The sequence below is a fragment of the Cellulosimicrobium cellulans genome, from assembly GCF_024124905.1.
In the GTDB taxonomy this organism is placed as follows: Bacteria; Actinomycetota; Actinomycetes; order Actinomycetales; family Cellulomonadaceae; genus Cellulosimicrobium; species Cellulosimicrobium cellulans_G.
On sequence record NZ_JAMXST010000004.1, the window covers coordinates 308,292 to 331,442 of the forward strand.

The 23,151-nt window shown below is 74.9% G+C and carries 23 protein-coding genes; 11 read left to right on the plus strand and 12 right to left on the minus strand.

All coding sequences use genetic code 11. The features are described from left to right. Nucleotides 1–44: 44 nt before the first annotated feature. Nucleotides 45–527: a MarR family winged helix-turn-helix transcriptional regulator gene (locus NHH00_RS13580; RefSeq protein ID WP_253052995.1), complete on the minus strand. Its 483-nt coding sequence runs from the start codon at nucleotides 525–527 to the stop codon at nucleotides 45–47. Nucleotides 528–640: 113 nt separating this feature from the next. On the opposite strand from NHH00_RS13580, the gene NHH00_RS13585 reads away from it, so the two are divergent. Continuing rightward, nucleotides 641–3,835, plus strand: a complete 3,195-nt coding sequence (locus tag NHH00_RS13585; protein ID WP_253052997.1) for an efflux RND transporter permease subunit — start codon at nucleotides 641–643, stop codon at nucleotides 3,833–3,835. Nucleotides 3,836–4,462: 627 nt separating this feature from the next. On the opposite strand, the gene NHH00_RS13590 is transcribed toward NHH00_RS13585, so the two are convergent. The 4 genes from NHH00_RS13590 to NHH00_RS13605 are packed head-to-tail and all read right to left on the minus strand — an operon-like array spanning nucleotide 4,463 to nucleotide 8,515. Beyond that, the gene (locus tag NHH00_RS13590; RefSeq protein ID WP_253052999.1) at nucleotides 4,463–5,164 is read right to left on the minus strand and encodes a response regulator; all 702 of its coding nucleotides are present in this window, start codon (nucleotides 5,162–5,164) and stop codon (nucleotides 4,463–4,465) included. Continuing rightward, nucleotides 5,161–6,660 carry an ATP-binding protein gene (locus NHH00_RS13595; protein WP_253053001.1) on the minus strand — a complete coding sequence of 500 codons (1,500 nt, stop codon included), beginning with the start codon at nucleotides 6,658–6,660 and terminating at the stop codon, nucleotides 5,161–5,163. The genes NHH00_RS13590 and NHH00_RS13595 overlap by 4 nt, the downstream gene beginning before the upstream one ends. Continuing rightward, nucleotides 6,657–7,529, minus strand: a complete 873-nt coding sequence (locus NHH00_RS13600; protein ID WP_253053003.1) for an ABC transporter permease subunit — start codon at nucleotides 7,527–7,529, stop codon at nucleotides 6,657–6,659. The genes NHH00_RS13595 and NHH00_RS13600 overlap by 4 nt, the downstream gene beginning before the upstream one ends. Continuing rightward, on the minus strand, nucleotides 7,526–8,515 hold the full coding sequence (locus NHH00_RS13605; protein ID WP_253053005.1) for an ABC transporter ATP-binding protein: 990 nt from the start codon (nucleotides 8,513–8,515) through the stop codon (nucleotides 7,526–7,528). Before NHH00_RS13605 ends, NHH00_RS13600 begins: the two co-directional genes overlap by 4 nt. Before the next feature lie 388 nt (nucleotides 8,516–8,903). On the opposite strand from NHH00_RS13605, the gene NHH00_RS13610 reads away from it, so the two are divergent. Together NHH00_RS13610 and NHH00_RS13615 are read left to right on the plus strand one after the other, a co-directional pair. Then, complete coding sequence (locus NHH00_RS13610) at nucleotides 8,904–9,797, plus strand: Bax inhibitor-1/YccA family protein (protein ID WP_253053007.1); 894 nt, start codon at nucleotides 8,904–8,906, stop codon at nucleotides 9,795–9,797. Between the two features lie 2 nt (nucleotides 9,798–9,799). Continuing rightward, nucleotides 9,800–10,318 carry a hypothetical protein gene (locus tag NHH00_RS13615; RefSeq protein ID WP_253053009.1) on the plus strand — a complete coding sequence of 173 codons (519 nt, stop codon included), beginning with the start codon at nucleotides 9,800–9,802 and terminating at the stop codon, nucleotides 10,316–10,318. Between the two features lie 82 nt (nucleotides 10,319–10,400). Here the strand turns inward: NHH00_RS13615 and NHH00_RS13620 are convergent, their stop codons facing one another. Then, entirely contained in the window at nucleotides 10,401–11,102 is a 702-nt protein-coding gene (locus NHH00_RS13620; protein ID WP_253053011.1) for a DUF5701 family protein, read from the minus strand. Between the two features lie 125 nt (nucleotides 11,103–11,227). Between NHH00_RS13620 and NHH00_RS13625 the strand changes: the two genes are divergently transcribed. Beyond that, on the plus strand, nucleotides 11,228–12,637 hold the full coding sequence (locus NHH00_RS13625) for a cystathionine beta-synthase (protein WP_253053013.1): 1,410 nt from the start codon (nucleotides 11,228–11,230) through the stop codon (nucleotides 12,635–12,637). Nucleotides 12,638–12,738: 101 nt separating this feature from the next. Here NHH00_RS13625 and NHH00_RS13630 read toward each other — a convergent pair whose 3' ends face one another. The 3 genes from NHH00_RS13630 to NHH00_RS13640 form a co-directional block, all read right to left on the minus strand. Continuing rightward, nucleotides 12,739–13,437 carry a hypothetical protein gene (locus NHH00_RS13630; RefSeq protein ID WP_253053015.1) on the minus strand — a complete coding sequence of 233 codons (699 nt, stop codon included), beginning with the start codon at nucleotides 13,435–13,437 and terminating at the stop codon, nucleotides 12,739–12,741. A 69-nt stretch (nucleotides 13,438–13,506) separates the two neighbouring features. Then, on the minus strand, nucleotides 13,507–14,097 hold the full coding sequence (locus tag NHH00_RS13635) for a TetR/AcrR family transcriptional regulator (RefSeq protein WP_253053017.1): 591 nt from the start codon (nucleotides 14,095–14,097) through the stop codon (nucleotides 13,507–13,509). Further along, nucleotides 14,090–14,983, minus strand: a complete 894-nt coding sequence (locus tag NHH00_RS13640) for an alpha/beta fold hydrolase (RefSeq protein ID WP_253053019.1) — start codon at nucleotides 14,981–14,983, stop codon at nucleotides 14,090–14,092. The genes NHH00_RS13635 and NHH00_RS13640 overlap by 8 nt, the downstream gene beginning before the upstream one ends. 138 nt (nucleotides 14,984–15,121) lie before the next feature. On the opposite strand from NHH00_RS13640, the gene NHH00_RS13645 reads away from it, so the two are divergent. Continuing rightward, nucleotides 15,122–15,532, plus strand: a complete 411-nt coding sequence (locus tag NHH00_RS13645) for an FKBP-type peptidyl-prolyl cis-trans isomerase (protein WP_047232052.1) — start codon at nucleotides 15,122–15,124, stop codon at nucleotides 15,530–15,532. A 64-nt stretch (nucleotides 15,533–15,596) separates the two neighbouring features. On the opposite strand, the gene NHH00_RS13650 is transcribed toward NHH00_RS13645, so the two are convergent. Then, nucleotides 15,597–16,811 carry a class I SAM-dependent methyltransferase gene (locus NHH00_RS13650; RefSeq protein ID WP_253053021.1) on the minus strand — a complete coding sequence of 405 codons (1,215 nt, stop codon included), beginning with the start codon at nucleotides 16,809–16,811 and terminating at the stop codon, nucleotides 15,597–15,599. Nucleotides 16,812–16,967: 156 nt separating this feature from the next. Between NHH00_RS13650 and NHH00_RS13655 the strand changes: the two genes are divergently transcribed. Both NHH00_RS13655 and NHH00_RS13660 read left to right on the plus strand, forming a co-directional pair. Continuing rightward, on the plus strand, nucleotides 16,968–18,362 hold the full coding sequence (locus NHH00_RS13655) for a DUF2252 domain-containing protein (protein WP_253053023.1): 1,395 nt from the start codon (nucleotides 16,968–16,970) through the stop codon (nucleotides 18,360–18,362). Nucleotides 18,363–18,392: 30 nt separating this feature from the next. Then, nucleotides 18,393–18,764, plus strand: coding sequence for a SelT/SelW/SelH family protein (locus NHH00_RS13660; protein ID WP_253053025.1), 372 nt, complete (start codon nucleotides 18,393–18,395; stop codon nucleotides 18,762–18,764). Nucleotides 18,765–18,768: 4 nt separating this feature from the next. Here NHH00_RS13660 and NHH00_RS13665 read toward each other — a convergent pair whose 3' ends face one another. Then, complete coding sequence (locus tag NHH00_RS13665; protein ID WP_047232055.1) at nucleotides 18,769–19,149, minus strand: DUF5997 family protein; 381 nt, start codon at nucleotides 19,147–19,149, stop codon at nucleotides 18,769–18,771. Between the two features lie 54 nt (nucleotides 19,150–19,203). Between NHH00_RS13665 and NHH00_RS20755 the strand changes: the two genes are divergently transcribed. The 4 genes from NHH00_RS20755 (at nucleotide 19,204) to NHH00_RS13685 (ending at nucleotide 22,247) form a co-directional block, all read left to right on the plus strand. Then, nucleotides 19,204–20,088 (plus strand): LysR substrate-binding domain-containing protein, encoded by an 885-nt coding sequence (locus NHH00_RS20755; protein WP_308202312.1) that lies wholly within the window; start codon nucleotides 19,204–19,206, stop codon nucleotides 20,086–20,088. Nucleotides 20,089–20,191: 103 nt separating this feature from the next. Continuing rightward, on the plus strand, nucleotides 20,192–20,578 hold the full coding sequence (locus tag NHH00_RS13675) for an ArsR/SmtB family transcription factor (protein ID WP_253053027.1): 387 nt from the start codon (nucleotides 20,192–20,194) through the stop codon (nucleotides 20,576–20,578). Beyond that, entirely contained in the window at nucleotides 20,575–21,231 is a 657-nt protein-coding gene (locus tag NHH00_RS13680) for an SRPBCC family protein (RefSeq protein WP_253053029.1), read from the plus strand. Before NHH00_RS13675 ends, NHH00_RS13680 begins: the two co-directional genes overlap by 4 nt. A gap of 164 nt (nucleotides 21,232–21,395) precedes the next feature. After that, nucleotides 21,396–22,247 (plus strand): phosphatase PAP2 family protein, encoded by an 852-nt coding sequence (locus tag NHH00_RS13685; protein ID WP_253053033.1) that lies wholly within the window; start codon nucleotides 21,396–21,398, stop codon nucleotides 22,245–22,247. A gap of 19 nt (nucleotides 22,248–22,266) precedes the next feature. Here NHH00_RS13685 and NHH00_RS13690 read toward each other — a convergent pair whose 3' ends face one another. Continuing rightward, on the minus strand, nucleotides 22,267–23,118 hold the full coding sequence (locus tag NHH00_RS13690; protein ID WP_439159171.1) for a CPBP family glutamic-type intramembrane protease: 852 nt from the start codon (nucleotides 23,116–23,118) through the stop codon (nucleotides 22,267–22,269). Nucleotides 23,119–23,151 lie beyond the last annotated feature (33 nt).

Sequence of the window (23,151 nt, forward strand, 5' to 3'; positions counted from 1 at the left end):
CGACGACGACGAGACGGGAGTCCCGGGCCTGCGGCTCGGGTCCCTCAGTCCTCCGGGGCGGTCGGGGTGTCCGCGGCCGACGTCTCCGCGACCTGGGTGAGGGCCTCGATCCCGACCGTGAGCGCGCGCAGGTCCGCGACGTCGAGCCGGTCGAGCAGGTCCGTGAGGGGCTCGTCCTCCTGCGCCGCGATCCGGCGCACGGCCGCGGCGCCGCGCGGCGTCGCGGCGACCAGCCGCACCCGACCGTCCTGCGGGTCGGGACGGCGCGCGGCCATCCCCGCCGCCTCCAGCCGGTCCACGATCCCCGAGAGCGTCGCCGGGGAGATGCCGAGCACCTCCGCGAGCCGGTGCGAGCTCGTCTCGCCGTCGAGCTGGAGGACCGCGAGCGCGCGCAGCTGGGGGACCGTGAGGGTCGTGCGCAGCAAGGGCTCGAGCCGTTGGGCGAGGAGCAGCTCGGCGAGGCGGCGCTGCGCGTCCTCGAGGCGCCGCGCCAGCGCCGCGCGCTCGTCGTCGGCGGGGTGGGTCACGGCGCAGACTCTATCGGTGGGAGCGGGAACCATCCCGAGATGCTTCGCGTTACGCTAACGAAATCGCGACGCCGACGTCGTCTCCCACCCGACCTGGAACCCTTGGAGGCTCCGTGTCCCGTCTCGCCCGGCTGTCGCTGGCCAACCGCGCGCTCGTCGCGCTCGCCACGGTCGCGATCGCGATCTTCGGCGTCATCAGCATGGGGTCGCTCAAGCAGGAGCTCATCCCGAGCCTACAGATCCCGACCGCCGCCGTCGTCGGCGTCTACCCGGGCTCCGCCCCGGCGATCGTCGAGCAGCAGGTGACCGTCCCCGTCGAGACGGCCGCGCGCGCCGTCAAGGGCGTCGAGGACGTCACGTCGACGTCGTCGACCGGCATGTCCGTGACGACCGTGCAGTTCGCCTACGGCACGGACATGGACGCCGCGGCCTCCCAGCTCCAGACGGCGATCACGCGCCTGCAGTCCCAGCTCCCCGAGGACGTCGAGCCGCAGGTCGTCACGGGGTCGGTGGACGACCTGCCCGTGATCCAGCTCGCCGTGTCCGGCGGCTCCGACGACGCGGCGCTGGCCGACACCGTCACGTCGAGCGTCGTCCCGGCGCTCGAGGACGTCGAGGGCGTGCGCAGCGTCGCGGTGAGCGGCATCGCCGACCAGCAGGTCACGGTCGACCTCGACCCGGCCGCGCTCGCCGCCGCCGGGCTCAGTCCGGCGCAGGTCTCCACGATCCTCCAGGACAACGGGGTCGTGATCCCCGCCGGGACCGTCGCCGAGGGCGACCGGACCCTCAGCGTGCAGGTCGGCACCGCTGTCACGACCGTCGACGAGCTCGCCGCGCTGCCGCTCGTGTCCCCGACCGCGGCGCCCGGCACCGCGCCCGTCGCGCTCGGCGACGTCGCGACCGTGACCGCGGGCCCCGAGCCCGCGACGTCGTACTCGCGCCTCGACGGCGAGAACGCGCTCGCGGTCGCGATCACCAAGACGCCCGCGGGCAACACGGTCGAGGTGTCGCACGCCGTCCAGGAGGCGATCGACGACCTCTCCGGCGTGCTCGACGCGCAGGACGTGCGGGTCGACGTCGTGTTCGACCAGGCGCCGTTCATCGAGGAGTCCATCGAGGGCCTCGCGACGGAGGGCCTCCTCGGCCTCCTCTTCGCCGTCGTCGTGATCCTGCTGTTCCTCGCGTCGCTCCGCTCGACGCTCGTCTCGGCCGTGTCGATCCCGCTGTCGCTGTTCGTGACGTTCATCGTCATGAACGCCACGGGCTACACGCTCAACATCCTCACGCTCGGCGCCATGACGGTCGCGATCGGCCGCGTGGTCGACGACTCGATCGTCGTCATCGAGAACATCAAGCGGCACCTGTCGTACGGCGAGGAGAAGGTGGGCGCCATCATCGGCGCCGTCAAGGAGGTCGCGGGCGCGATCACCGCCTCGACCGTGGCGACCGTCGCCGTCTTCCTGCCCATCGCGCTCGTGGGCGGCATGGTCGGCGAGCTCTTCCGGCCCTTCGCGCTCACCGTCGCCATCGCGATGCTCGCGTCGCTCTTCGTGGCGCTGACGATCGTCCCGGTCCTCGCGTACTGGTTCATCACGTCCCCGCCCGTCCCGGCGGACCCGGAGGCCGCGCGCCTCGCGGGCGAGCGGGCGCGCGCCGCGGCGGAGGCCAAGGAGCGCCGCGGTCTGTGGCAGCGCGGATACGTCCCGACGCTGCGGGCGGCGCTGCGCCACCCGGCGATCACGCTCGGCGTGTCCGTCGCGATCCTCGCCGGGACGCTCGCGCTCGTGCCGCGCCTGGAGACCAACTTCCTCGGCGACACCGGCCAGGACACGCTCACCGTCACCGAGTCGTTCGCGCCCGGCACGTCGCTCGAGGCGCAGGACGCCGCCGCGCGCGACGTGGAGCAGGCGCTCATGGGCGTCGACGGCGTCGCGACCGTGCAGACGACGGTCGGCACGGCGGGCGGCCCCGAGGCCGCGTTCTTCGGCGGCGGGGGCTCCCCGACGGCGACGTTCGCCGTCACGCTCGACCCGGACGCCGACGCCGTCGCCGCCCAGGAGGACGTGCGCGACGCCGTCGCCGGGCTGGGCGGAGACGCGAGCGAGGGCATCGAGGTCGCCGGTGCGGACGCCGCGTTCGGCAGCTCGACGGTCGACCTCGTCGTCCGCGCCCCCGACACCGAGACCCTCACGGCTGCCGCAGCCGACGTTCAGGAGCTCGCCGAGGACGCCGACGGCGCCGCGCAGGTGACCAACAACCTCGCCTCCGCGCAGTCCACGGTCCAGGTGACCGTCGACCGCGACGCCGCGGCCGCCGTCGGGCTCACCGAGACCCAGGTCGCCGGGACGGTCGCGGGGACGATGTCTCCCGCGCCGATCGGCACCGTGAACCTCGGCGACGGTCCGGTCCAGGTCCGCGTCCTCGCGGGCGAGGCCCCGGCGACGGTCGCGGAGCTGGAGCAGGTCGTGCTGCCCACCGCGGCAGGACCCGTCCCGCTCACGCAGGTCGCCGAGGTCGCGGAGGTCGACGTCCCGACCTCGATCACCCGGGTCGACGGCGAGCGCAGCGCGACGATCTCCGTCACGCCCGCCGGCCAGGACCTCGGCGCGCTCACCGCCGAGCTCACGACCGCGATCGACGGCCTCGACCTGGAGGGCGGGGCGACCGTCGAGATCGGCGGCGTCGCGTCCGACCAGGCCGACGCGTTCGCCGACCTGGGGCTCGCGCTGCTCGTCGCGATCCTCATCGTCTACCTCGTCATGGTCGCGACGTTCCGCAGCCTCCTCCAGCCGTTCATCCTGCTCGTGTCGATCCCGTTCGCCGCGACGGGCGCGCTGCTCCTGCTGCTCGCCACCGCGACGCCGCTCGGCGTGCCGGCCCTCATCGGCCTGCTCATGCTCGTCGGCATCGTGGTGTCCAACGCGATCGTGCTCATCGACCTCATCAACCAGTACCGCGAGCGCGGCCGGTCGCTCGACGACGCCGTCATGGAAGGTGCGCGCAAGCGCCTGCGCCCCATCGTCATGACCGCGGCGGCGACGATCTTCGCGCTCACCCCGATGGCGATCGGCATCACCGGCGGCGGGGCGTTCATCTCCCAGCCCCTCGCGCTCGTCGTCATCGGCGGCCTGCTGAGCTCGACGCTGCTGACCCTGGTCGTCGTCCCGGTGCTCTACACGCTCGCCGAGCGCCGCGGCGAGAAGCGCGCGGCGAAGAAGGCCGCCAAGCAGGAGGCCGCTGCCCAGGCCGAGGCCGACAAGGCCGAGCAGTCCGAGAAGGCCGCCGCCCAGCCCGTTGCGGAGGCGTAGCCCGCCGAGGTAGAGCCCTGGTCTACCGAGGTAGAGCCCTGGTCGGTTTTCAGGCCGCGGGGTCGGGTCCGCGGTGGGGGTGGGCTCGGTGCTCGGGGCTGCGGCGCCGTCACCGTGGCCTGTCGGGCGTGGGTCTTTGGAGCGCCGCTCTGACGCCCCTTCGCATCCGAGCCCACCCCCACCGCTCGGCCGTCGCGGCACCCTGGCCCGGGCTCACCCGAGCCAGCTCGCCGACGTAGACCCGTGGTCCGCCGAGGTAGGCCCGTGGTCCGCCGAGGTGGGCCCGTGGTCCGCCGAGGTAGAGGCCTGGTTCGACGACGTCCGCTCGCACTGCGTTGCACCGACGGCCAGATCGCCTGGGAGACGCCGGTTGGCGGCCCTCGGTCGAACCGACACCGCGGGCGGTCGCCCGAGGCGGGCCAAGACCAGGGCGAGACGACGCCGGGCGGGGTGGGTGGTGGTGCCGCGTCGTGGTCGGGCCTGGCGGGAGCCGCGAGGAACGAGCGGCGGATGGTAGACGCGGCACCACCACCCACCCCGCCACCCAAGGTGACCAGACCGCCGTCGGGCACGAAACCAGGGCTCTACCTGGGCGGACCACGCCTCAACCTCGGCGGGCGGACGACCTCAGGAGGGGCGGGCCACGCCCGTCTCGTAGGCGAGGACGACGGCCTGGACGCGGTCGCGGAGGCCGAGCTTGCCGAGGACGCGGCCGACGTGGGTCTTGACGGTCGCCTCGGACAGGACGAAGCGCTCGGCGATCTCGGCGTTCGTCAGGCCCTCGCCGAGCGCCTCGAAGACCTCGAGCTCGCGCGCCGTGAGCTCGGCGAGGCGGGGGTCGTGCAGGCCGGTCTGGCTCGGCTCCGGAGCGACCGTCCCGTCCTGGGGGAGCTGCCCGGAGAACATCTCGAGCATGCGGCGCGTGATGCGCGGGGACACCGCGGCGTCGCCGCTCGCGACGGCGCGGATCGCCCCGACGAGCTCGCCCGGCTTGGCGTCCTTGAGCAGGAACCCGCTCGCGCCGGCGCGCAGGGCGGCGAACGCGTACTCGTCGAGGTCGAACGTCGTGAGGATGATGACCCGCGACTCCGGCTGGGCCGCGACGATGCGCTCGGTCGCCTCGATGCCGTTGGTGCCGGGCATGCGGACGTCCATGAGCACGACGTCGGGGCGCAGGGCGGCGGCCTGCGCGATCCCGGTCTCGCCGTCGCCGGCCTCGCCGACGACCTCGATGTCGTCCTCGGCGGCGAGGATCATGCGGAAGCCCATGCGCAGCAGCGCCTGGTCGTCGACGAGCAGCACCCGGGTCGGTGCGCCGCTGTCCGTCATGTGCGTTCCCGTCCGTCGTCGCGTGCGCCGGTCTCCCGGCCGGGGTCGAGGTCGAGGCGCAGGCTCGCCCGCACCTCCCAGCCGGTCCCGCTCGGCCCCGCCGACACCGTACCGCCGTACACGGCCGCCCTCTCCCGCATCCCGATGACGCCGCGGCCCGTCCCGACCGGGACGCCGGGCGGGTGCTGCTCCGCGACGGACGGCGGGAGGCCGCGCTCGTCGACGCTCGCGCCCTCGCCGGGCCGGCGCCCCGCCTGGTTGACGACCCGCAGCTCGAGCCAGTCCGCGCCGGGCTCGGCGCGGCGGGAGACCTCGACGAGGACCATGGGGGACAGCGGCGCGTAGCGCAGCACGTTCGTCAGGGACTCCTGGACGATGCGGTGCGCGGTCTGGCGCAGCGCCGGCCCGGGCGTCGGCTGCGGGCCGGAGCGCACGAGCCGGACGGGCAGACCGGCGGTCCGGAAGCGCTCGACGATCTCCTCGAGCTCGGGCGTCTCGTGCGCCGGGGCGAGGGGCACGGTCTGCTCGCCGCCGGGCTCGCGCAGGACGCCGAGCACGCGCCGCATGTCGGCGAGCGCGGCGCGCCCGGTCGCGGTGAGCTCGTCGAGGGCGTGCCCCGCGAGCTCGGGGTTCTTGGGGCCCGACGCCTTGGCGCCGTCCGCGAGGGCGACCATCACCGTGAGGGAGTGCGCGACGACGTCGTGCATCTCGCGCGCGATGCGCGTGCGCTCGGCGGCCGCGGCGAGCTGGGCCTGCTGGTCGCGGTCGCGCGCGATGGAGTTGGCGCGCTCGACGAGGTCGGACACGTGCTGCCGACGGGCGCGCACGTTGGTGCCGATCGCGAGGGCGACCAGGCAGAGGATGGTCGTGACGAGGATGCCGACGACGCGGTCAACGGTCGCGCGGCCGGGCTCGACGCTCTGGCGCAGGATCTCCCCGTCGGCGGTCGTGACGATGTCGTACCAGAGGAGCGTCGCGCCGGACAGGGCGAGGACGACGATGGCGAGGACCGGCCACGCGATGCGCGACGGCCGCGAGGCGGCGACGGCGTAGACCGCGAACATGGCCGCGACCTCGAAGCCGGCGGTGTCGCCGGTGACCGCGATGGCGAGGACGCCGAGGACGGTGAGGCCGAGCGCGACGGTGACGGGTCGGCGGCGGCGCCAGTACAGGAGCGCCCCGCCGAGGAGGAAGAAGACGAGCGACAGCGGGGTCGAGCCGCGGGGCTGCTCCGCGAAGAGCGCGTAGAGCACGCCCGGCACGACGAACACCGCGACGATGACCCAGTCCATGACGACCGGGCGGCGGGCGAAGTAGCGGCGCACCGGGCCGAGGCGCCGCGCGTCGAGCTCGGTGAAGGGCTCTGGCGCGGGCCGCATCGGCAGGGGCGCCGTCCCCGGCGCGCTCGCCGAGACGGCGTCCGGGCGCGCCACGGCCGACGCCGGACGAGCGGGCTGCTCGTCCGGCGTCGGCGGGGTGGTAGGCCGGGAGGTCACGCGTCCCGGCGCTTGAGCACGACCGCCGCGGCGACGGTGAGCGCCGCGGTCCAGCCGGCGAGGACCGCGAAGCCGGGCCACGGGCCGATCGCGTCGGGGGACGACATCCCGCCGCCGAGCACGACCTGCTCGCCCGCGGACGCGGGCAGCGAGTTCATGAGGGTCTGGACCCAGTCGGCCCCCGTGACGCCCATGACGATGTTGAGCACCATCGAGAGGACGAAGAACACGGCGACGAGCGTGAAGATCGCGCCCGCGGAGCTGCGGAGCAGGACGCCGACCGCGACGGAGAACAGCGCGACGGCGGTGAGGTACAGCACGACGCCGATCAGGGCGCGCTGGTCGTCGGCGGACGAGAAGTCGACCGTCATGTCCTTGCCCGACAGGATCGGGTAGGTGACGAGGTAGGACAGCCCCACGGCCACGACGGTCGAGACGGCCGTGACGATGCCCACGACGATCATCTTCGCCGCGAGCGCGGGCGTGCGGCGCGGGACGGCGGAGAGCGTGGAGCGGATCATGCCCGTGGAGTACTCGCCGGTGACGGTGAGCGCGCCGAGCACCGCGACGGCGAGCTGGGCGAACGAGTAGCCGACCGTGATCACCATGACGCCGACGCCGTCGGTCGAGCCCATCCCCGCCTCCTCGGGCGAGACGCCCGCGGAGTCCATCGAGGTCATGACGGCCGCGAACATGAGGGAGAAACCCACCATGACCGCGACGGTGATGCCGAGCGTCCACCACGTGGAGCGCAGCGAGCGGAACTTGATCCACTCCGAGCGCAGCACGTGGCCGAAGGTGAGGCGGTACGGGGACGTGCGGGACGCCGTCGGGCTGGTGGCGCCCGGGGCGAGGGTCGTGGCGCTCATCGCTGCGCTCCTTCGAGGGAGTCGGTGGGGGCCGGTGCATCCGCGGGCGCACCCGCCGCGCCGTGGCCGATGTGGATCTGCGCGGACTCGGTCTGGTACTCGACGGAGTCGGCCGTGAGGGCCATGTAGGCGTCCTCGAGCGTCGACGTGACGGGCGTGAGCTCGTGCAGGACGAAGCCCTTCGCGGCGGCGAGCTCGCCGATCCCGGGCGCGTCCGCGCCGGTGACCACGAGCAGGCTCGGCTCGTCGCTCGTGACGGTCGCGCCGTCGCTCGTGAGGATCTCGGCGAGCTGCGTGGCGTGCGGCGTGCGGACGCGGACCGTGCGCTGCTGGGTGCCGTTGACGATGTCGCTCACCGGGGCGTCCGCGATGATGCGGCCCTTGCCGATGACGATGATGTGGTCCGCCGTGAGGGCGACCTCGCTCATGAGGTGGCTCGACAGGAAGACCGTGCGGCCCTCCGACGCGAGGTACCGGGCGAGGTTGCGCACCCACAGGACGCCCTCGGGGTCGAGGCCGTTGACCGGCTCGTCGAGGATGAGCGTCTTGGGGTCGCCGAGCAGCGCGGACGCGATGCCCAGGCGCTGGCCCATGCCGAGCGAGAAGCCGCCGACGCGCTTCTTCGCGACCGACTGCAGGCCGGTCATGTCGATGACCTCGTCCACGCGCTTGGTGGGGATGCCGTGCGTCGCGGCCATCGCGAGGAGGTGGTTGTAGGCGGTGCGCCCGGTGTGGACGGCCTTGGCGTCGAGCAGCGCGCCCACCTCGGTGAGGGGGGAGCGGTGCTGCGCGTACGGGCGCCCGTTGACGGTGACGTGCCCCGCGGTCGGGCGGTCCAGACCCATGATCATGCGCATGGTCGTGGACTTGCCGGCGCCGTTGGGGCCGAGGAAGCCGGTGACGGTCCCGGGACGCACGGTGAACGAGATGCCGTCCACCGCGGTCTTGGGCCCGTACCGCTTGGTCAGGCCGCGTGCTTCGATCATGACTTCGCCCCTCCGAGGGTCGTTCGTCCGGGATGGTTCTGGTGCTCGCGGGCGGGGGTCGCACCGGGTCCGACCGGGGGCCTCACCGCGAGGTACGTCACGAGCCTAGGGACGTGGACGACGTCGGACAGCCCCCGTGCGACGTATCTTGCCCGGGGCGTGGGCCGGGCGACGTACGCCGCGCGGCGTACGTCACGCCGCGCGGGATGGTCCGCTGGTCGGGACTTCGCGCTCGCAGGGGCGAAAACCGGTGAGAAACCGGCGGGAACAGTGGCCACGGCTCGCACGTTCCCTAGGATGAACACAGGCCAGCGACACCCGACTCGAGGCGAGACGCCGATGACGAGGCCCGCTGAGAGGTAGTGGACGCCGCGACCAGGAGGAGCTCATGAGCAACCCCGTCTTCAACAACAGCGCGGTCTTCGGGGATCCGAAGAACCAGCGCGGTGGGGCGGCCACGCAGGCCGGACCCGCCTACGGGAGCCCGCCCCCGCAGGGCCAGGGCCCCGCCTACGGCACGCCGCCGCAGCAGGGTGCGCAGTGGGGCGCGTACGGCGCCCAGACCGCCGACGCCGCGTCGCTCGACGCGATGTACAACGCGCCGTCGGCGACGACCGCGGACACCAAGCGCCTGACCTACGACGACGTCATCATGAAGACGGGCGGTCTGCTCGCCCTCCTCGTCGTGGTCGGTGCGGGCTCGTGGATGGTCACGCCGCAGATGCCGGCGCTGTGGATCGTCGGTGCGGTCGTCGGCCTCGTGCTCGGCCTGGTGAACTCGTTCAAGCGGAACCCGAGCCCCGCGCTCATCGTGCTGTACACGGTCGCGCAGGGCCTGTTCCTCGGCGGCATCAGCCGCTTCTACGAGACGGCGTGGAACGGCGTCGTGCCGTCGGCCGTCGTGGCCACGGTCGCGACGTTCGCCGCCGCCCTGTTCCTGTTCAAGTCCGGCCGCGTGCGCGTCACGCCGAAGTTCATGCGCTGGCTGCTCATCGCGATGGTCGGCTACCTGGTCTTCTCGCTGGTGAACGTCGTCCTCATCATGACGGGCGTCCTGGGCGGCTGGGGCCTGTACAGCGGCTGGGGCATCATCGCCAGCCTCCTCGGGGTCGGCCTGGCCGCCGCGTCGCTCATCGTCGACTTCGACTCGATCAAGCGCGGTGTCGAGGGCGGCGTGCCCGCCAAGTTCGCGTGGTCGGCGGCGTTCGGCCTGCTCGTCACGCTGATCTGGCTCTACCTCGAGTTCCTGCGCCTCTTCGCGATCCTGCAGAGCAGCGACTGACGGTGGCGCGCAGCACCCGTGAACCGGCACCCGCGGCGGACCTCCCGCCGCGGGTGCCGGTCTTTCTCGCCGGCCTCGTCGTCGCCGCGGCGGCGATGCTCGGCGTCCAGGTCCTCTACATGGTCGTCTCCGGCGCCCCGCCCGCGTGGCTCGCGTTCGCGGCGCTCCTCATCCTGCTCAGCGTCCCGACCGCGGGCGCCGCGGTGGCCTGGCTCGGCACCCGGATCACGCGCGACGCGTCCGAGCGCCGGGCCGCGCTGGTGTTCGCCGCGCTCGGCCTCGTCGCGGGCGCGCTGTGGGGGTCGCTGCTCGCCGGCGGCCTCGCGCGGCAGCTCGCCGACGCCGGCGCGAGCGGCGGGGGAGCGCTGGTCGCGGGCGCGGCCGCCGTCGTCGGTGTCACGGCCGCGATCGGGGCCGGGCTGGGTCGCCTCACCGCGCGCGAGGCGTCCGACCGGCCGCTCCTCGTCGTCGTGCTCGGCGTCGTCGTGGTCCTCGTCGCCCTCCTGGGCTTCTTCGGCTGAGCGCCCGTCGTCGTGGGCAGGGAATGGGCCCGGTTCTCGACCGAGAACCGGGCCCATTCCCTGCTCACACGCGCAGGCTGCGTCAGGCGGGGAGGCGGCCCGTCGTCGAGGCGAAGCCGAGCCAGGTGTGGCGGTTGCCCGCCCAGCACCAGCCGACCTTCGGGGCGCCGCGCCGCTCGCGACCGTCGCGGCCCGTGCCGTTCGAGATCCACAGCGCCGGGGTGCGGGCGTCGAGGCGGCCGTCGGGCTTGCGCAGGCGCGACCCGATGGTCATGTAGCAGAGGTTGCGCGTGAGGACGCTCGGGGCCTGGAGCGCCCAGTGGATGCCCTCGTGCAGCAGCATGGGCGTGCGCCCGCGGGCCGTGAGCTCGGGCAGCGCCTCGTCCGGCGACCAGTTCGCCAGGTCGTCGCCGCGGTCCGGACCGGCTACGAGGTAGAGCGGGCCGTCGGGGACCTCGACGCCGTCGATCGGCGCGAACCGGTCGACATCCGTCATGTCGACGACGACGAAGCCCTCCTTCTCGCCGTCGCGCGCCGGGAGCCGCAGCAGGGGTGCGAGGGCCGACGGCGGCGCGAGCCTCCGGTCGACGACGAGCAGCGCCCCGGCGGGTGCGGTGGCAGCGAGACCGGCCGCGGCGGTGCGGAACGCGTCGGGCGTCAGGCCGGCGATCTCATGGACGCCGAGCGCGACGAGGCGCTCGGCCTGGGCGACGACGTCGGGCAGGTCGGGGAGCGTCGTCGCGGGGGCGGTCGGCTGCGGGGCGGCGGTGGTCGTCTCGGGCACAGGTCACCTCTCGGTCGGGGCGGTCGGAGGGCTCAACGCTGTACACCGTACGGAAATTCCCGCCGTCGTGCTGCCGGAGGGCCGCACGACGTACGCGTACCGCGCGGATCGGGGATGATCGGGGCATGAGATACGCAGAGCACGTGTCCGAGCTCGTCGGCGGTACCCCGCTCGTCCGGCTGTCCCGTGTCACCGAAGGCCTCAGCGCGACGATCCTCGCCAAGGTCGAGTACGTGAACCCCGGCGGCTCGGTGAAGGACCGCATCGCGCTGAAGATGGTCGAGGCGGCGGAGGCGTCGGGCGAGCTGGCCCCGGGCGGCACGATCGTCGAGCCCACGTCCGGCAACACGGGCGTCGGCCTCGCGCTCGTCGCGCAGCGCAAGGGGTACGACTGCGTGTTCGTGTGCCCCGACAAGGTGAGCCAGGACAAGCGCGACGTGCTGCGCGCGTACGGAGCGCGCGTCGTCGTGACGCCGACCGCCGTCGCGCCCGACCACCCGGACTCCTACTACTCGGTCTCCGACCGGCTGGTCCGCGAGATCCCTGGGGCGTGGAAGCCGAACCAGTACGCGAACCCGAACGGCCCGGCGTCGCACTACGAGTCCACCGGCCCCGAGGTCTGGGCGGACACCGACGGCCGCGTGACCCACTTCGTCGCGGGCGTCGGCACGGGGGGCACCATCACGGGCACCGGGCGCTACCTCAAGGACGTCTCGGCGGACCGCGTGGAGGCCGACGGCGGTCGCGTGCGCGTCGTGGGCGCCGACCCGGCGGGCTCGGTGTACTCCGGGGGCGACGGGCGGCCGTACCTCGTCGAGGGCGTGGGCGAGGACTTCTGGCCGGCCGCGTACGACCCGTCGGTCCCCGACGAGGTCATCGCCGTGTCGGACGCCGACTCGTTCGCGATGACGCGGCGCCTCGCGCGCGAGGAGGGCCTGCTCGTCGGCGGGTCGTGCGGCATGGCGGTCGAGGCGACGCTGCGGCTCGCGCGCCGGCTCGAGGAGGAGGACCCGGAGGCCGCGGCGCGAGCCGTGATCGTCGTCCTGCTGCCGGACAGCGGCCGCGGCTACCTGTCGAAGATCTTCAACGACGCCTGGATGCGCTCGTACGGGTTCCTGCCCGACGAGGAGGGCGTGACCGCGGGCGACGTGCTGCGCGCCAAGGACGGCCGGCTGCCCGACCTCGTGCACACGCACCCGAGCGAGACCGTGCGCGACGCCATCGAGATCCTGCGCGAGTACGGCGTCTCCCAGATGCCCGTCGTGGGCGCCGAGCCGCCGGTGAAGAGCGGCGAGGTCGCGGGGTCGGTGAGCGAGCGGGAGCTGCTCGACGCCGTGTTCTCGGGCCGCGCCTCGCTCGCCGACCGCGTCGACCAGCACATGGAGCCCCGCTTCCCGCTCATCGGCGCGGGCGAGGGCGTCGAGGCGGTGCGCGCCGCGCTGCACGACGCCGACGCGCTCCTCGTGGTGGAGGACGGCGACCCGGTAGGCGTCCTCACCCGGCACGACCTCCTGGGCTTCGTCGCCGCCCGCTGACGCTCCCCGGCGCCGGCCGAACACGACATGGGTGTCGTTATCCGTGGGATAACGGCACCCATGTCGTGCTCGGCAGCGATCGGGGTCGTTCTCGGGAGCGGTCAGGGGCGTGGTTGGCGGAGCGCCACGATGGCGAGGAGAGCGCACCCGGCGCCGAGCAGGACGCCGTGCGCGACCCGCAGCCCCGGCCCGCCCCAGAACTGCGGCAGCAGCAGGACGAGGCCGAGGGCGAACGGGAGGGTGAGCCACCAGGGCGCGACGCGCCGGAGCGCGACGGCGGTCAGCGCGCCGCCCGCCGCCAGGAGGAGCAGCCCCGCACCGAAGAGCGTGACCGCGAGCGGTCCCGTGCGCAGGTCCGTCACGACGGCGAGGAACCCGGACGCGGCGGGGTCGCTCGTGGCGGTCGCGGCGCGGGCGACCGCCTGGATGCCGAACATCTCCGCGCCGAAGAAGAGCGCGGCGAGGAATCCTCCCGCCCACGCCAGCCCGGTCGCGGACGCGAGCAGGGCGGTCGTGCGGCGCGGGGCGCGGGCGGCGAGCGTGGACCGCAGGCCCAGGAGCGCCGGGGCGAGCAGGCCGATCGCGAGGATGCCGCACAGGTGCGCGACGACCCAGCGGTCGGACGCGAACGCGGCCGCGAGCCCAGCCGTCGGGCGCGCCTCGTCCGGCCACGGCCGCAGCACGGGGAACAGGACGAACCCGGCGCCCGCCGCGACGAGCGCGGCGGCGGTCAGGCGTCGGGTGCGGGTCGAGGCCGACGGCGTGGTCGTGCCGGGCGCGGTGGCGGTGGTCGAGCTCACGGGAGCCTCCGGGGTGGTTGCGCTGGACGGGTGGGGGTCTTCGTTGGGGCCGGTCTGCGGCGCGGGGCGTCAGGAGCCGCCGGAGAGCGACTCGAGGCCGGCGAGCACCGAGCGGACGTGGAGGTCGAAGCTGCGGTCGAGGTCGTCGGGCAGCCGGTAGCCGCCGCCGAGCTCGAGCGCGACGAACCCGTGCAGGCTCGCGCGCACGGACCGGATCGCGTCGATCGTGCGCTCCTCGGGGAGGTCGAACCCGCGCAGCACGGCGGCGACGACCTGGACGCTGCGGCCGGCCGCCGCGGAGAGCGTGGCGTCGGCGGGGTCGTCCGGGTCGGGCGCGACCTGGACCGCGGCGTACCGGCCCGGGTGGGCGCGCGCGTAGCGGCGGGTCGCGTGCGCGAGGGCCGCGACGGCGTCGGGCCCGGCGAGGCCGACGGTGGCGTCGGTGAGGGCGCGCGTGTAGTCCTCGACGGACACCACGGCGACCTCGCGCCGCAGGGCCGCGAGCGACCCGACGTGCTTGTAGAGGCTCGGCGTCGCGACGCCCGCCTGGGCGGCGACCTTCGCGAGCGTGAGGTCGGCGAACCCGGTCGGGCCGCCCGCGTCGACGAGGTCGACGGCGATCCGCACGACCGCCGCGTGGGAGAGCCCCGCCCTAGCCACGGGTGCCCTCCGGCCCCTGCGACCCTCCGCGGCGCGCGCCCGGGCGTGCGGCGTCGTCCGGCAGGTCCGCGAGGAACGCGAGCGTCGCGGCGACGACCTCCTCGGGCGCCTGGAGCTGGGGGTAGTGGCCCACCTCGGGGAGGACGAGGGTGGTCGCGCCGAGCGACTCCTGCGCCCATGCGGCCTCGGCCGCCGGGTCGGCGTAGTCGGGGTCGAGCGCGCCGAAGATCGCGAGCGCGGGCGCCCAGACCTGCGCGACGCGCGGCTCGACGACACGGTGGTCGAGCTGGAGGGCCAGGTCGCGGAAGGAGCGCAGGCGTCCGGGCTCGGCGAGGTTGGCGCGGATCGCGGCCTGGTGCGCCGCGAGGCGCGCGGGCGTGCGGCCCTTGTTCAGCGACCCGTAGAACGACGCCCAGAACGCGGCCCCCCACGGGCGGGCGAGCGCGAGGCGGTAGAGGACGCGCATCGCACGGAGCTTCGCGGGCGAGGACGGCTCGCGCAGGAACCCGTCGAGCAGGACGAGCCCGCGCACGAGGTCGGGGCGCTCGGCCGCGGCGATCACCGCCGCGGATGCCGCCATCGAGCTCCCGAGCAGCACCGCAGGCCCGGCGTCCAGGTGCTCGACGAGCGCGACGTAGTCGGACGCGGTCGCCTCGTCGCCGTGGGTCGAGAACGTCGTGTCGCTGTCGCCGTGGCCGCGCAGGTCCACGACGACCACGCGGTAGCCCGCAGCCACGAGGTGCGGGGCGACGTCGTCGTAGGTGGCGCGCAGGTCGCCCATGCCGGGCGACGCGACGACGAGGGGGCCGGTGCCCTCGTCGGTGTAGGCGAGACGCCCCTCGGCCCGGGCGAGGTGGTGCACGGCTGGTCGCTGGCTCGTGTTCATAGCCCTGACGCTAATGCCATTAGCCAGCGATGGCAAGGGCGCGGGCCGTGGTCGTCCCCGTCGCGCCGGGGCGACCCCGCGTAGGGTGGAGAGACCCGCGTCCGCGCGGGCTTCCTGCACCCGACGAGAGGCACCCTCGTGACCGACCAGCCCACCCTTCCCACCGCCTCCGGATCGTTCGGCGACAAGCCGACGCTGACCTTCCCGGAGACGGACGCGCCCAGCGGTCTGCAGGTCGTCGTGCTCAGCGAGGGCGACGGCCCGGCCGTCACGTCGGGGCGCAACATCGTCGTGCACTACCTCGGCCAGACGTGGGGCGGGCACGTGTTCGACAACTCCTACGACCGCGGCGACACGATCGCGTTCCCGATCGGCGTCGGCGCCGTGATCGGCGGCTGGGACAAGGGCCTCGTCGGCCAGAACGTCGGCTCGCGCGTGCTGCTCTCGATCCCGCCGGAGCACGGCTACGGCCAGCGCGGCGTGCCGCAGGCCGGCATCGCGGGCACGGACACGCTCGTCTTCGTCGTGGACGTCGTCGACGTCCAGTGACACCTCCCTGCTGAGTGCGGGTGTTCGTCGCCGCGGAGCCGTCCCGACGACGAACACCCCGCACTCAGCGGCGCGTCGAGCGGGTCACCGTGAAGCGCGGGCCGCGCGCGACCTGGGTGGTCGGCCCGACCGTGCGCTCCAGCGCCGGCCGGTAGCGCAGGTGCGAGTTCCACACGCACCACAGCTCCCCGCCCGGCCGCAGGACCCGCCCCGCCGTCGCGAACATGCGGTGCGCCGCGTCGGTGCGCAGGGCGGCGCCGTCGTGGAACGGCGGGTTGAGCAGCACGACGTCGGCGCTCGCCTCGGCGAGCGTCGCGCCGGCGTCGTCGCGCACCGTGCGCACGCGGTCGCCGACCCCGTTCTCGCGCGCCGTGAGCGCCGCCGACCGCACCGCCGCGTCGGAGCGGTCCGCCGCGACGACGTGCGCCCCCGGCCAGCGCCGCGCCGCCCACGTGGCGAGCACGCCCGTCCCGCACCCGAGGTCGACGACGTCGCGCGGACCCGTCCCGCCGGGCGCCCGTCCGTCCGGGCCCGCGGCGTCGAGCTGCTCGAGCAGGAACCGCGTCCCGAGGTCGAGGCCGGCCCCCGCGAAGGCCGCCCCGAACGCGACGACCCGCAGCCCGAGGTCGGGCAGCTCGGCCGTCACGGGAGAGGTGAACCCGCCGCGCGCGGGGCGCGGGGACGACGCGACGAGCGCGCGCGACTTCCCGCGCGCGAGGCTCGCCCGCACGTCGACGAACGACTCGGCGAGGACGTCGTTCATCGCGCGGGTCATGTGCTTGACGCGTCCGCCCGCCAGCAGCACCACGTCCGGGCGGGCCTCGCGCGCGACGTGCTCCGCGACGTCGCGGAGCGCCGCGAGGCTGCGGGGGAGGCGCAGCAGCACGACGCGCGCCCCGGACAGCAGGTCGGGGCCCAGGGCGCGGTGCACGACCGTCCCCTCCATGCCCACCGCGGTCGCGTTCGCGTCGAGGGCCGCCTCCGCGGTGCACGCGTCCTGGTGGACGCGCACCCGCGCGCGGCCCGGCGTCGACCCCGTGGCGGTCGACGGCGCGGCGAGCAGCGCGGCCCCCAGCGTGAGGGCCCCGTACCGGTCGTCGACGACCGCCACCGACTCCCGGCCGGCGCTCGCCAGCCACGGCGCGTCCTCGACCAGGAGGTCGAGCAGCAGGCGGTCCACGGGGTCGACGGCGACCGGCGCGTCCTTGCGGGCCGGGCCGGTGTCGTCGGTGCGCAGGCGCGCGAGCAGCGCGGCGAGGTCGGGCGGCGAGGTCGTCACCGGACCAGTCTCCCCGACGGTGCGAGCATCCCGCCCCGGCCCGCGCCGCCGCGCCGCCGCGGTCGCGCCGTCGCGCTGCGGCTCGGGGTCGTCGTCCTGTCGCCGTGCCGTGCGGCGCGCGCTACTGTGCGGTTCCCGGACAGCGAGGAGGCACCCGTGGACGTCCCGCGAACCCTGGCCGAGTCCCGCGCCGCGGGCCGCGCCCTGCGCGACCGGGTGCCGCGCCGCACGCAGGGGGCGCTCCTGCTCCCCGAGCGCGACCCGGTCGCCGTCATCGAGGAGCAGAACCGCGACCGGCTGCAGGACCTCGTCCCGCTCCGGATCGGGCGGATGCTGGAGTCGCCGTTCGCGTTCTACCGCGGCACGGCGGCCACGATGGCCCATGACCTGCGCGACGGTCCGCGTACCGGTGTGCACGTCGTGGCGTGCGGCGACGCGCACGTCTCCAACTTCGGCCTGTTCGCGTCGCCCGAGCGCCGGGTCCTGTTCGACCTCAACGACTTCGACGAGGCGTCGGACGCGCCGTGGGAGTGGGACGTCAAGCGGCTCGCCGCGAGCATGTACGTCGGCGGGCGCGACAAGGGGCTTTCCGAGGCGGACTGCGCCGACGCGGCGCGCAGCGCGGTGCGGGGCTACCGCGAGACGCTCGCCGAGGCGTTCGCGCGCAGCGCCCTCGACCGCTTCTCGTTCCAGATCGACACCGACCTCATCGAGCCGCTGCTGCTCAAGGAGGGGCGGCAGGAGCTGCAGCGCACCCTGAAGAAGGCGCGTCGACGCACGTCGGAGCAGGTGGTCCAGAAGATCACCGGGCAGACCGAGGACGGGCGGACGCGAATCGTCGACCAGCCGCCCGTCACCCAGCACGTCACGACGGCGACCCTCGACGAGCTGACCGCGCTGTTCGAGGCGTACCGCGAGCCGCTGCGCGCCGACGTCCGCCTGCTGCTGAGCCAGTTCACGGTCGTCGACTACGTGCTGCGGGTCGTCGGCGTGGGCAGCGTGGGGACCCGCTGCTACATCGTGCTGCTCGAGGGGCCGGCGGGCGAGCCGCTCGTCCTCCAGGTGAAGGAGGCGACGACCTCCGTCCTCGCGACCTACGGGGGGATGGTCGACGCGCTGCCGTCGGGCCTGGTGCCTGCCGGGAAGGTGCCCGCCCAGGGCCGCCGGGTCGTGGCCGCCCAGCGGATCCTCCAGGCGCAGTCGGACCCGTTCCTGGGCTGGATCACGGTCGAGGCGCCCGCGCGCACGGGCCGCCCGCGCGTCGACTTCTTCTGGCGGCAGTTCCGCGACATGAAGGGGTCGGTCGAGCTCGACCGGCTCTCTGCCAACCAGTTCGTGCGGTACGGCGAGCTGTGCGGGCGCGTGCTCGCCCGTGCGCACAGCCAGTCGCCCGGCACGCGGGTGGCCTCCGGGTACCTCGGCCGCTCCGACGCGTTCGACGACGCCATCGCGCGCTGGTCGCGCGCGTACGCGGACGTCGTCGAGAGCGACTACGCCGCGCTCGAGGCCGCCGTCGCGAGCGGCCGCCTGCCCGCCGAGCGGGACGCCTGAGGCGGGCCGCGCGACCGTAGGCTGGGCGCCATGACGGACGACGCCGGGCTCCCCGGACCCGAGGCTCCCACCGCCGACCCGCCGCGCGGGACCGCACGCGTCGCGGTGGAGTACTGCACGCAGTGCCGGTGGCTCCTGCGGGCCGCGTGGGTCGCTCAGGAGCTGCTGCAGACGTTCCGCACGCGGCTCGGCGAGGTCGCCCTGGTGCCGGGGACGGACGGCGTCTTCCGCGTCACGCTCGACGCCGGCGACGGACCCGTGCTCCTCTGGGACCGCAAGGCCGACGGCGGGTTCCCCGAGATCCCGGACCTCAAGCGGCGCGTGCGGGACGCCGTCGCGCCGGACCTCGCGCTCGGCCACACGGACCGGGCCGCCGCCCGGTCAGGGTCCGGCGAGGGCTGAGGGCTCAGCCCTTCTTGGCGCGGGCGGCGGCGAGCCGCTCCTCCTCGGCGCGGACCTTCTTCTGCACCTCGCGCTCGGTCGCGAGCCACGCCGGCGGGTCTTGGCGCAGGGCGTCGATCTCCTCCGTCGTCAGCGGCTCCGTGAGGCCGCCGCGCGTGAGGCCGGAGATGGAGACGCCCAGGCGACCCGCGACGACGGGGCGAGGGTGGGGGCCGTTGCGGCGCAGGTCGGCGAGCCACTCCGGCGGGTTCTTCTCGAGCTCCTCGAGCTGGGCCCGCGTGATCGTGCCCTCCTGGAACTCCGGCGGCGTGGCGGGCAGGTACACCCCGAGCTTCTTCGCCGCGGTGGCGGGCTTCATGGTCTGCGCGGACTGCTTGGGGGTCATGGGCTCCAGGGTAGTCGGCCGGTCGGGCATCGGCGGCGCGCCTAGGCTGGTCGGGTGGACGACGACGCGGGCACGGCCCCCGAGGTGACGAACGGCGCGACCCCCGGCGACGGCGGTGCGGTGCGGCGGTTCCGCCTCGCGTACGTGCCGGGCGCGACGCCGGCGAAGTGGGTGCGCACGTGGCGCGAGCGCCTCGCCGACGTGCCGCTCGACCTCGTCGCCGTCGAGGCGCGCGATGCCGAGCGCGCGCTGCGCGACGACGAGGCGGACGCCGCGATCCTCCGTCTGCCGGTCGACCGCGACGTCCTCAGCGCGATCCGGCTCTACGACGAGGCGCCGGTCGTGCTCGTCTCGCGCGACCACCTGCTCGCCGCGCTCGAGCCCGACGAGCCCGTCGCCCTCGCCGACCTCGCCGACGACGTGCTGCTGCGACCGCTCGACGACGTCGTGCCGTGGGCGGGCCAGCCCGGCGCCGCGGACGACGCCCCGGAGCCCCCGGGCACGCCGGCCGTCGAGCGTCCGGCGACGACGGGCGACGCCGTCGTGCTCGTCGCGGCGAACGTGGGGGTGGCGGTCGTGCCGCAGTCGCTCGCGCGCCTGCACCACCGCAAGGACGTGACGTACCGGCGCCTCGACGACGCGCCGACCGCCCCGGTCGCGCTCGCGTGGGTCGCGGACCGGGACGACGAGCTGGTCGAGGAGATGGTCGGCATCGTGCGAGGCCGCACGGTCAACAGCTCGCGCGGCCGTCGTGCCGAGGCGGCCGCCGCGGAGCCGGAGGCTCCCCGTGGCGCGGGCCGCGGTGGAACCCGTGGACAGGTCGGTCGCGGGGGAGGGCGCGGAGCGTCGGCGCGCGGGCGTTCCGGCGGGGGGAAGCCGGGTCGCGGCGGCGGCCAGAAGGGGCGCGACGCCCGGGGGCGCGGCGGAAAGCGCCGGTGAGGTCCGCACCGGGCTCGCCGGCCGGGCGCCGGGAGCGCGCTGACGTTCCTGGACGCTTAGATCGGCCTTGACTTATATAAGCACCAGGTGAAACATGGGTGCCATGGAAGCGTTCGACGTCCTCGGCGACCCGGTCCGGCGGCGGATCCTCGAGCACCTCGCCCGCGGCGAGCGACCGGCGGGGGAGCTCGCCGCGCTCGTGGGCGAGGAGTTCGGGATCAGCCAGCCCGCCGTGTCCCAGCACCTCAAGGTGCTGCGCACGAGCGGCTTCGCGACCGTGCGGCCCGAGGGGACCCGGCGCCTCTACGCGCTCGACCCCGCGGCGCTCGACGAGGTCGAGGACTGGGCCGCGGGCCTGCGCCGGTTCTGGGAGCAGCGGCTCGACGCGCTCGGCACCGAGCTCGCTCGCGGTGCCCGCGAGCGGCGCCGCGCCGCGGCCGCCGACGAGGACGCCGGACGCCCGACCGACACCACCAGGAGGACAGCATGAAGGACTTCATCGCCGAGCTCGAGGCCGCGCGGCGCTCCGTCGGGACGGGGACGCTCCCTGCCGGCGAGGCCCGCGTCCTCACGATCGAGCGGACCTACCCGGCCGACGTCGAGGACGTGTGGGACGCCGTCACCGACCCCGAGCGCATCCCGCGCTGGTTCCTGCCCGTCACGGGCGACTTCCGCGTCGGCGGCACGTACCAGGTCGAGGGCAACGCGGGCGGCGAGATCCGCGCGTGCGACGCGCCGACCCTCCTCCGGCTCACCTGGGTCATGGGCCCGCCGACGCCGGAGGACTCGTCGGTCGTCGAGCTCCGCCTCGCGCCCGCGCCCGACGGCGGCACGACCCTCACGCTCGAGCACACCGCCGTCGTGCCGCCGGAGATGTGGGACGTGTACGGGCCGGGGGCGGTCGGCGTCGGCTGGGACGGCGCGCTGCTGGGCCTGGCGCTGCACCTCGACGGCGCCGGGCCGCTCGACCCCGAGCAGGTCCTCGCGAGCCCCGAGCTGCGGGCGTTCAACGTCGCGAGCAGCGCGGCATGGGGCACGGCGCTCGCGGCCGCGGACGGGCTGGGCGCCGACGAGGTGGCGGCGCGCGTCGCCGCCACGACGGCCTTCTACGTCCCCGCCGACGACGCCCCCGAGCCGAGCTGAACCGGGTCGCACGCGCGCGGGGCCGGTCGTGAGCGTGCCTCACGCGCGTGCGATCGTGTCTCGGAGTCGTCGCGCGAGTGTCCGGCCCTGGGGGGAGGGCCGACGGCGGACATCCCCCGTGGGGCGGATGTTCACCTGTCGTTCACCCGGCATACCCTCGTGCGATGACCCCGCCCGATTCGTCCCGTACCTCGACCCTGCTCGACCGCCCCGCCGCACCCCTCGGCACCACGTCCGGCACGGTGCCGGGAACGGCGTCGCGCCCGCTGCCGGAGCCGTCCGCGGACGCGTCGAACCGGGCCGCCGGTCAGGTCCTCGTCGCGGTGTCGTGGCTGGTCGGAGCAGCGCTCGTGGTGCTGGTCGCACGGCTCCTGCGCGGGCCGAGCGAGGCGCTCTACCTCGCGATCACGGCCCGGACCGCCGATCTCCCGGGGTCCGAGCTCGTCGCGGAGGGCGGGGTCCTCGTCCTCCTCGGCCTGTGCGCGGTCGTCGCGTGGCGGTCGCGCCGTGCGGGGGCGTCCGCCGTCGGGACGACGCTCGTCGCCGGAGCGGGCGCCGTCGTCGCCTACGCCGCGAGCGAGGCCGTGAAGTCGCTCGTCCGCCAGCCGCGAGGGTGCTGGGAGCTCGTGGAGGTCGCGCACTGCCCGGCGGCGGGGGACTGGTCGTTCCCCAGCAACCACACCGCCATCGCGTTCGCCCTCGCGACGGCGGTCGTCCTCGCGGGTGCGCCTGCCGTGCGCGTCCCGGGGGCGGTGCCCGCGCGGCACGCCTACCGGTCGCCGCTGCGCGACGTCGCGCTGTGGGTCGTGCTGCCCGTGGCGCTCGCCGTCGCCGTCGCGTCCGCGCGGGTCGCCCAGGGGGTGCACTTCCCGCACGACGTCGTCGCGGGCGCGGCCGTCGGGGTCGCCGTCGTCGTCGCGACGGTGACGGTCCTCGCCGGCCCGGCGACGGGCGCGGTCACCGCGGCGTGCCGCGTGGACGGGGTCCGTCGGGTCCTGCTGGCGCGACCGTCCTGAACCGGCTCGGGCGGCACCGTCAGCGTGGCGCGGTGACGAACACGTCGAACAGCTCCGGGTGGTGGGCGTGCACGAGCACGGCGAACACCACGACGTCGAAGAGCAGGTGGACGGCCACCACGTAGGTGAGCGACTTGCTCCAGGAGAAGATCCAGCCCTGGACCAGGGCGAACGGGACGGTGAGGAGCGGACCCCACTCGCGGTACCCGAGCTCCCACAGGAACGACACGAAGACGGCCGCCTGGAGCAGGTTCGCCGTCCACAGGCCGAAGTGCTCGCGGTACAGCGCGAACACGACGCACACGAAGAACAGCTCGTCCCAGATCCCCACCGCGTTGACGCCGACGAACAGCCGGGCGATCTCCTGCCCGCCCGTGATCTCCGGCCAGTTGAGGTACGCGCCCGAGCCGATGAAGTAGAACGGCAGGATCAGGTACCCCGCGACGACGACCACGACGAGGTAGACGATCTGCCCCCGGGTCCAGCGCCGCCCGGTGGCGACGGGGAACCGGACGACGTCCTCGCGGAACGCGAACCGCGAGAGCGCCCACGGGACGAGCACGGCGAGGGACAGCACGACGGCGAAGCGCACCATCCCCGCGTCCGACAGGTCGGCCTCGAGCGAGATCGTCGAGATGATCGCCATGCCGGTGCCGACCAGCGCGAGGTCGCGCCCGAGGCGGCGGTCCACGGCGAGCCCGAGCGCCACACCGAGCACGAGCGGCACGTACCCGAGCGGGCGCACGTGCACCGCGAACAGCAGCACCGCGGAGCCGGAGACCAGCACCGCGGCGAGCAGCCGCAGCGGCGAGCCGACCGCCCAGGGCGGTCGGGCGGCGTCGGGCACCGGGGCGAGGGCGGGGGACGTCACCCGCACACGGTGCCACGACCGGCGGCGCGGGGC

What these genes read in the sequence shown, in the direction of transcription:
- NHH00_RS13600 (WP_253053003.1), bottom strand. Translation starts at nt 7,529, where the DNA reads ATGAGCGCCACGACCCTCGCCCCGGGCGCCACCAGCCCGACGGCGTCC.
- NHH00_RS13640 (WP_253053019.1), bottom strand. Translation starts at nt 14,983, where the DNA reads ATGAACACGAGCCAGCGACCAGCCGTGCACCACCTCGCCCGGGCCGAG.
- NHH00_RS13625 (WP_253053013.1), top strand. Translation starts at nt 11,228, where the DNA reads ATGAGATACGCAGAGCACGTGTCCGAGCTCGTCGGCGGTACCCCGCTC.
- NHH00_RS13605 (WP_253053005.1), bottom strand. Translation starts at nt 8,515, where the DNA reads ATGATCGAAGCACGCGGCCTGACCAAGCGGTACGGGCCCAAGACCGCG.
- NHH00_RS13675 (WP_253053027.1), top strand. Translation starts at nt 20,192, where the DNA reads ATGGAAGCGTTCGACGTCCTCGGCGACCCGGTCCGGCGGCGGATCCTC.
- NHH00_RS13665 (WP_047232055.1), bottom strand. Translation starts at nt 19,149, where the DNA reads ATGACCCCCAAGCAGTCCGCGCAGACCATGAAGCCCGCCACCGCGGCG.
- NHH00_RS13685 (WP_253053033.1), top strand. Translation starts at nt 21,396, where the DNA reads ATGACCCCGCCCGATTCGTCCCGTACCTCGACCCTGCTCGACCGCCCC.
- NHH00_RS13660 (WP_253053025.1), top strand. Translation starts at nt 18,393, where the DNA reads ATGACGGACGACGCCGGGCTCCCCGGACCCGAGGCTCCCACCGCCGAC.
- NHH00_RS13590 (WP_253052999.1), bottom strand. Translation starts at nt 5,164, where the DNA reads ATGACGGACAGCGGCGCACCGACCCGGGTGCTGCTCGTCGACGACCAG.
- NHH00_RS13680 (WP_253053029.1), top strand. Translation starts at nt 20,575, where the DNA reads ATGAAGGACTTCATCGCCGAGCTCGAGGCCGCGCGGCGCTCCGTCGGG.
- NHH00_RS13610 (WP_253053007.1), top strand. Translation starts at nt 8,904, where the DNA reads ATGAGCAACCCCGTCTTCAACAACAGCGCGGTCTTCGGGGATCCGAAG.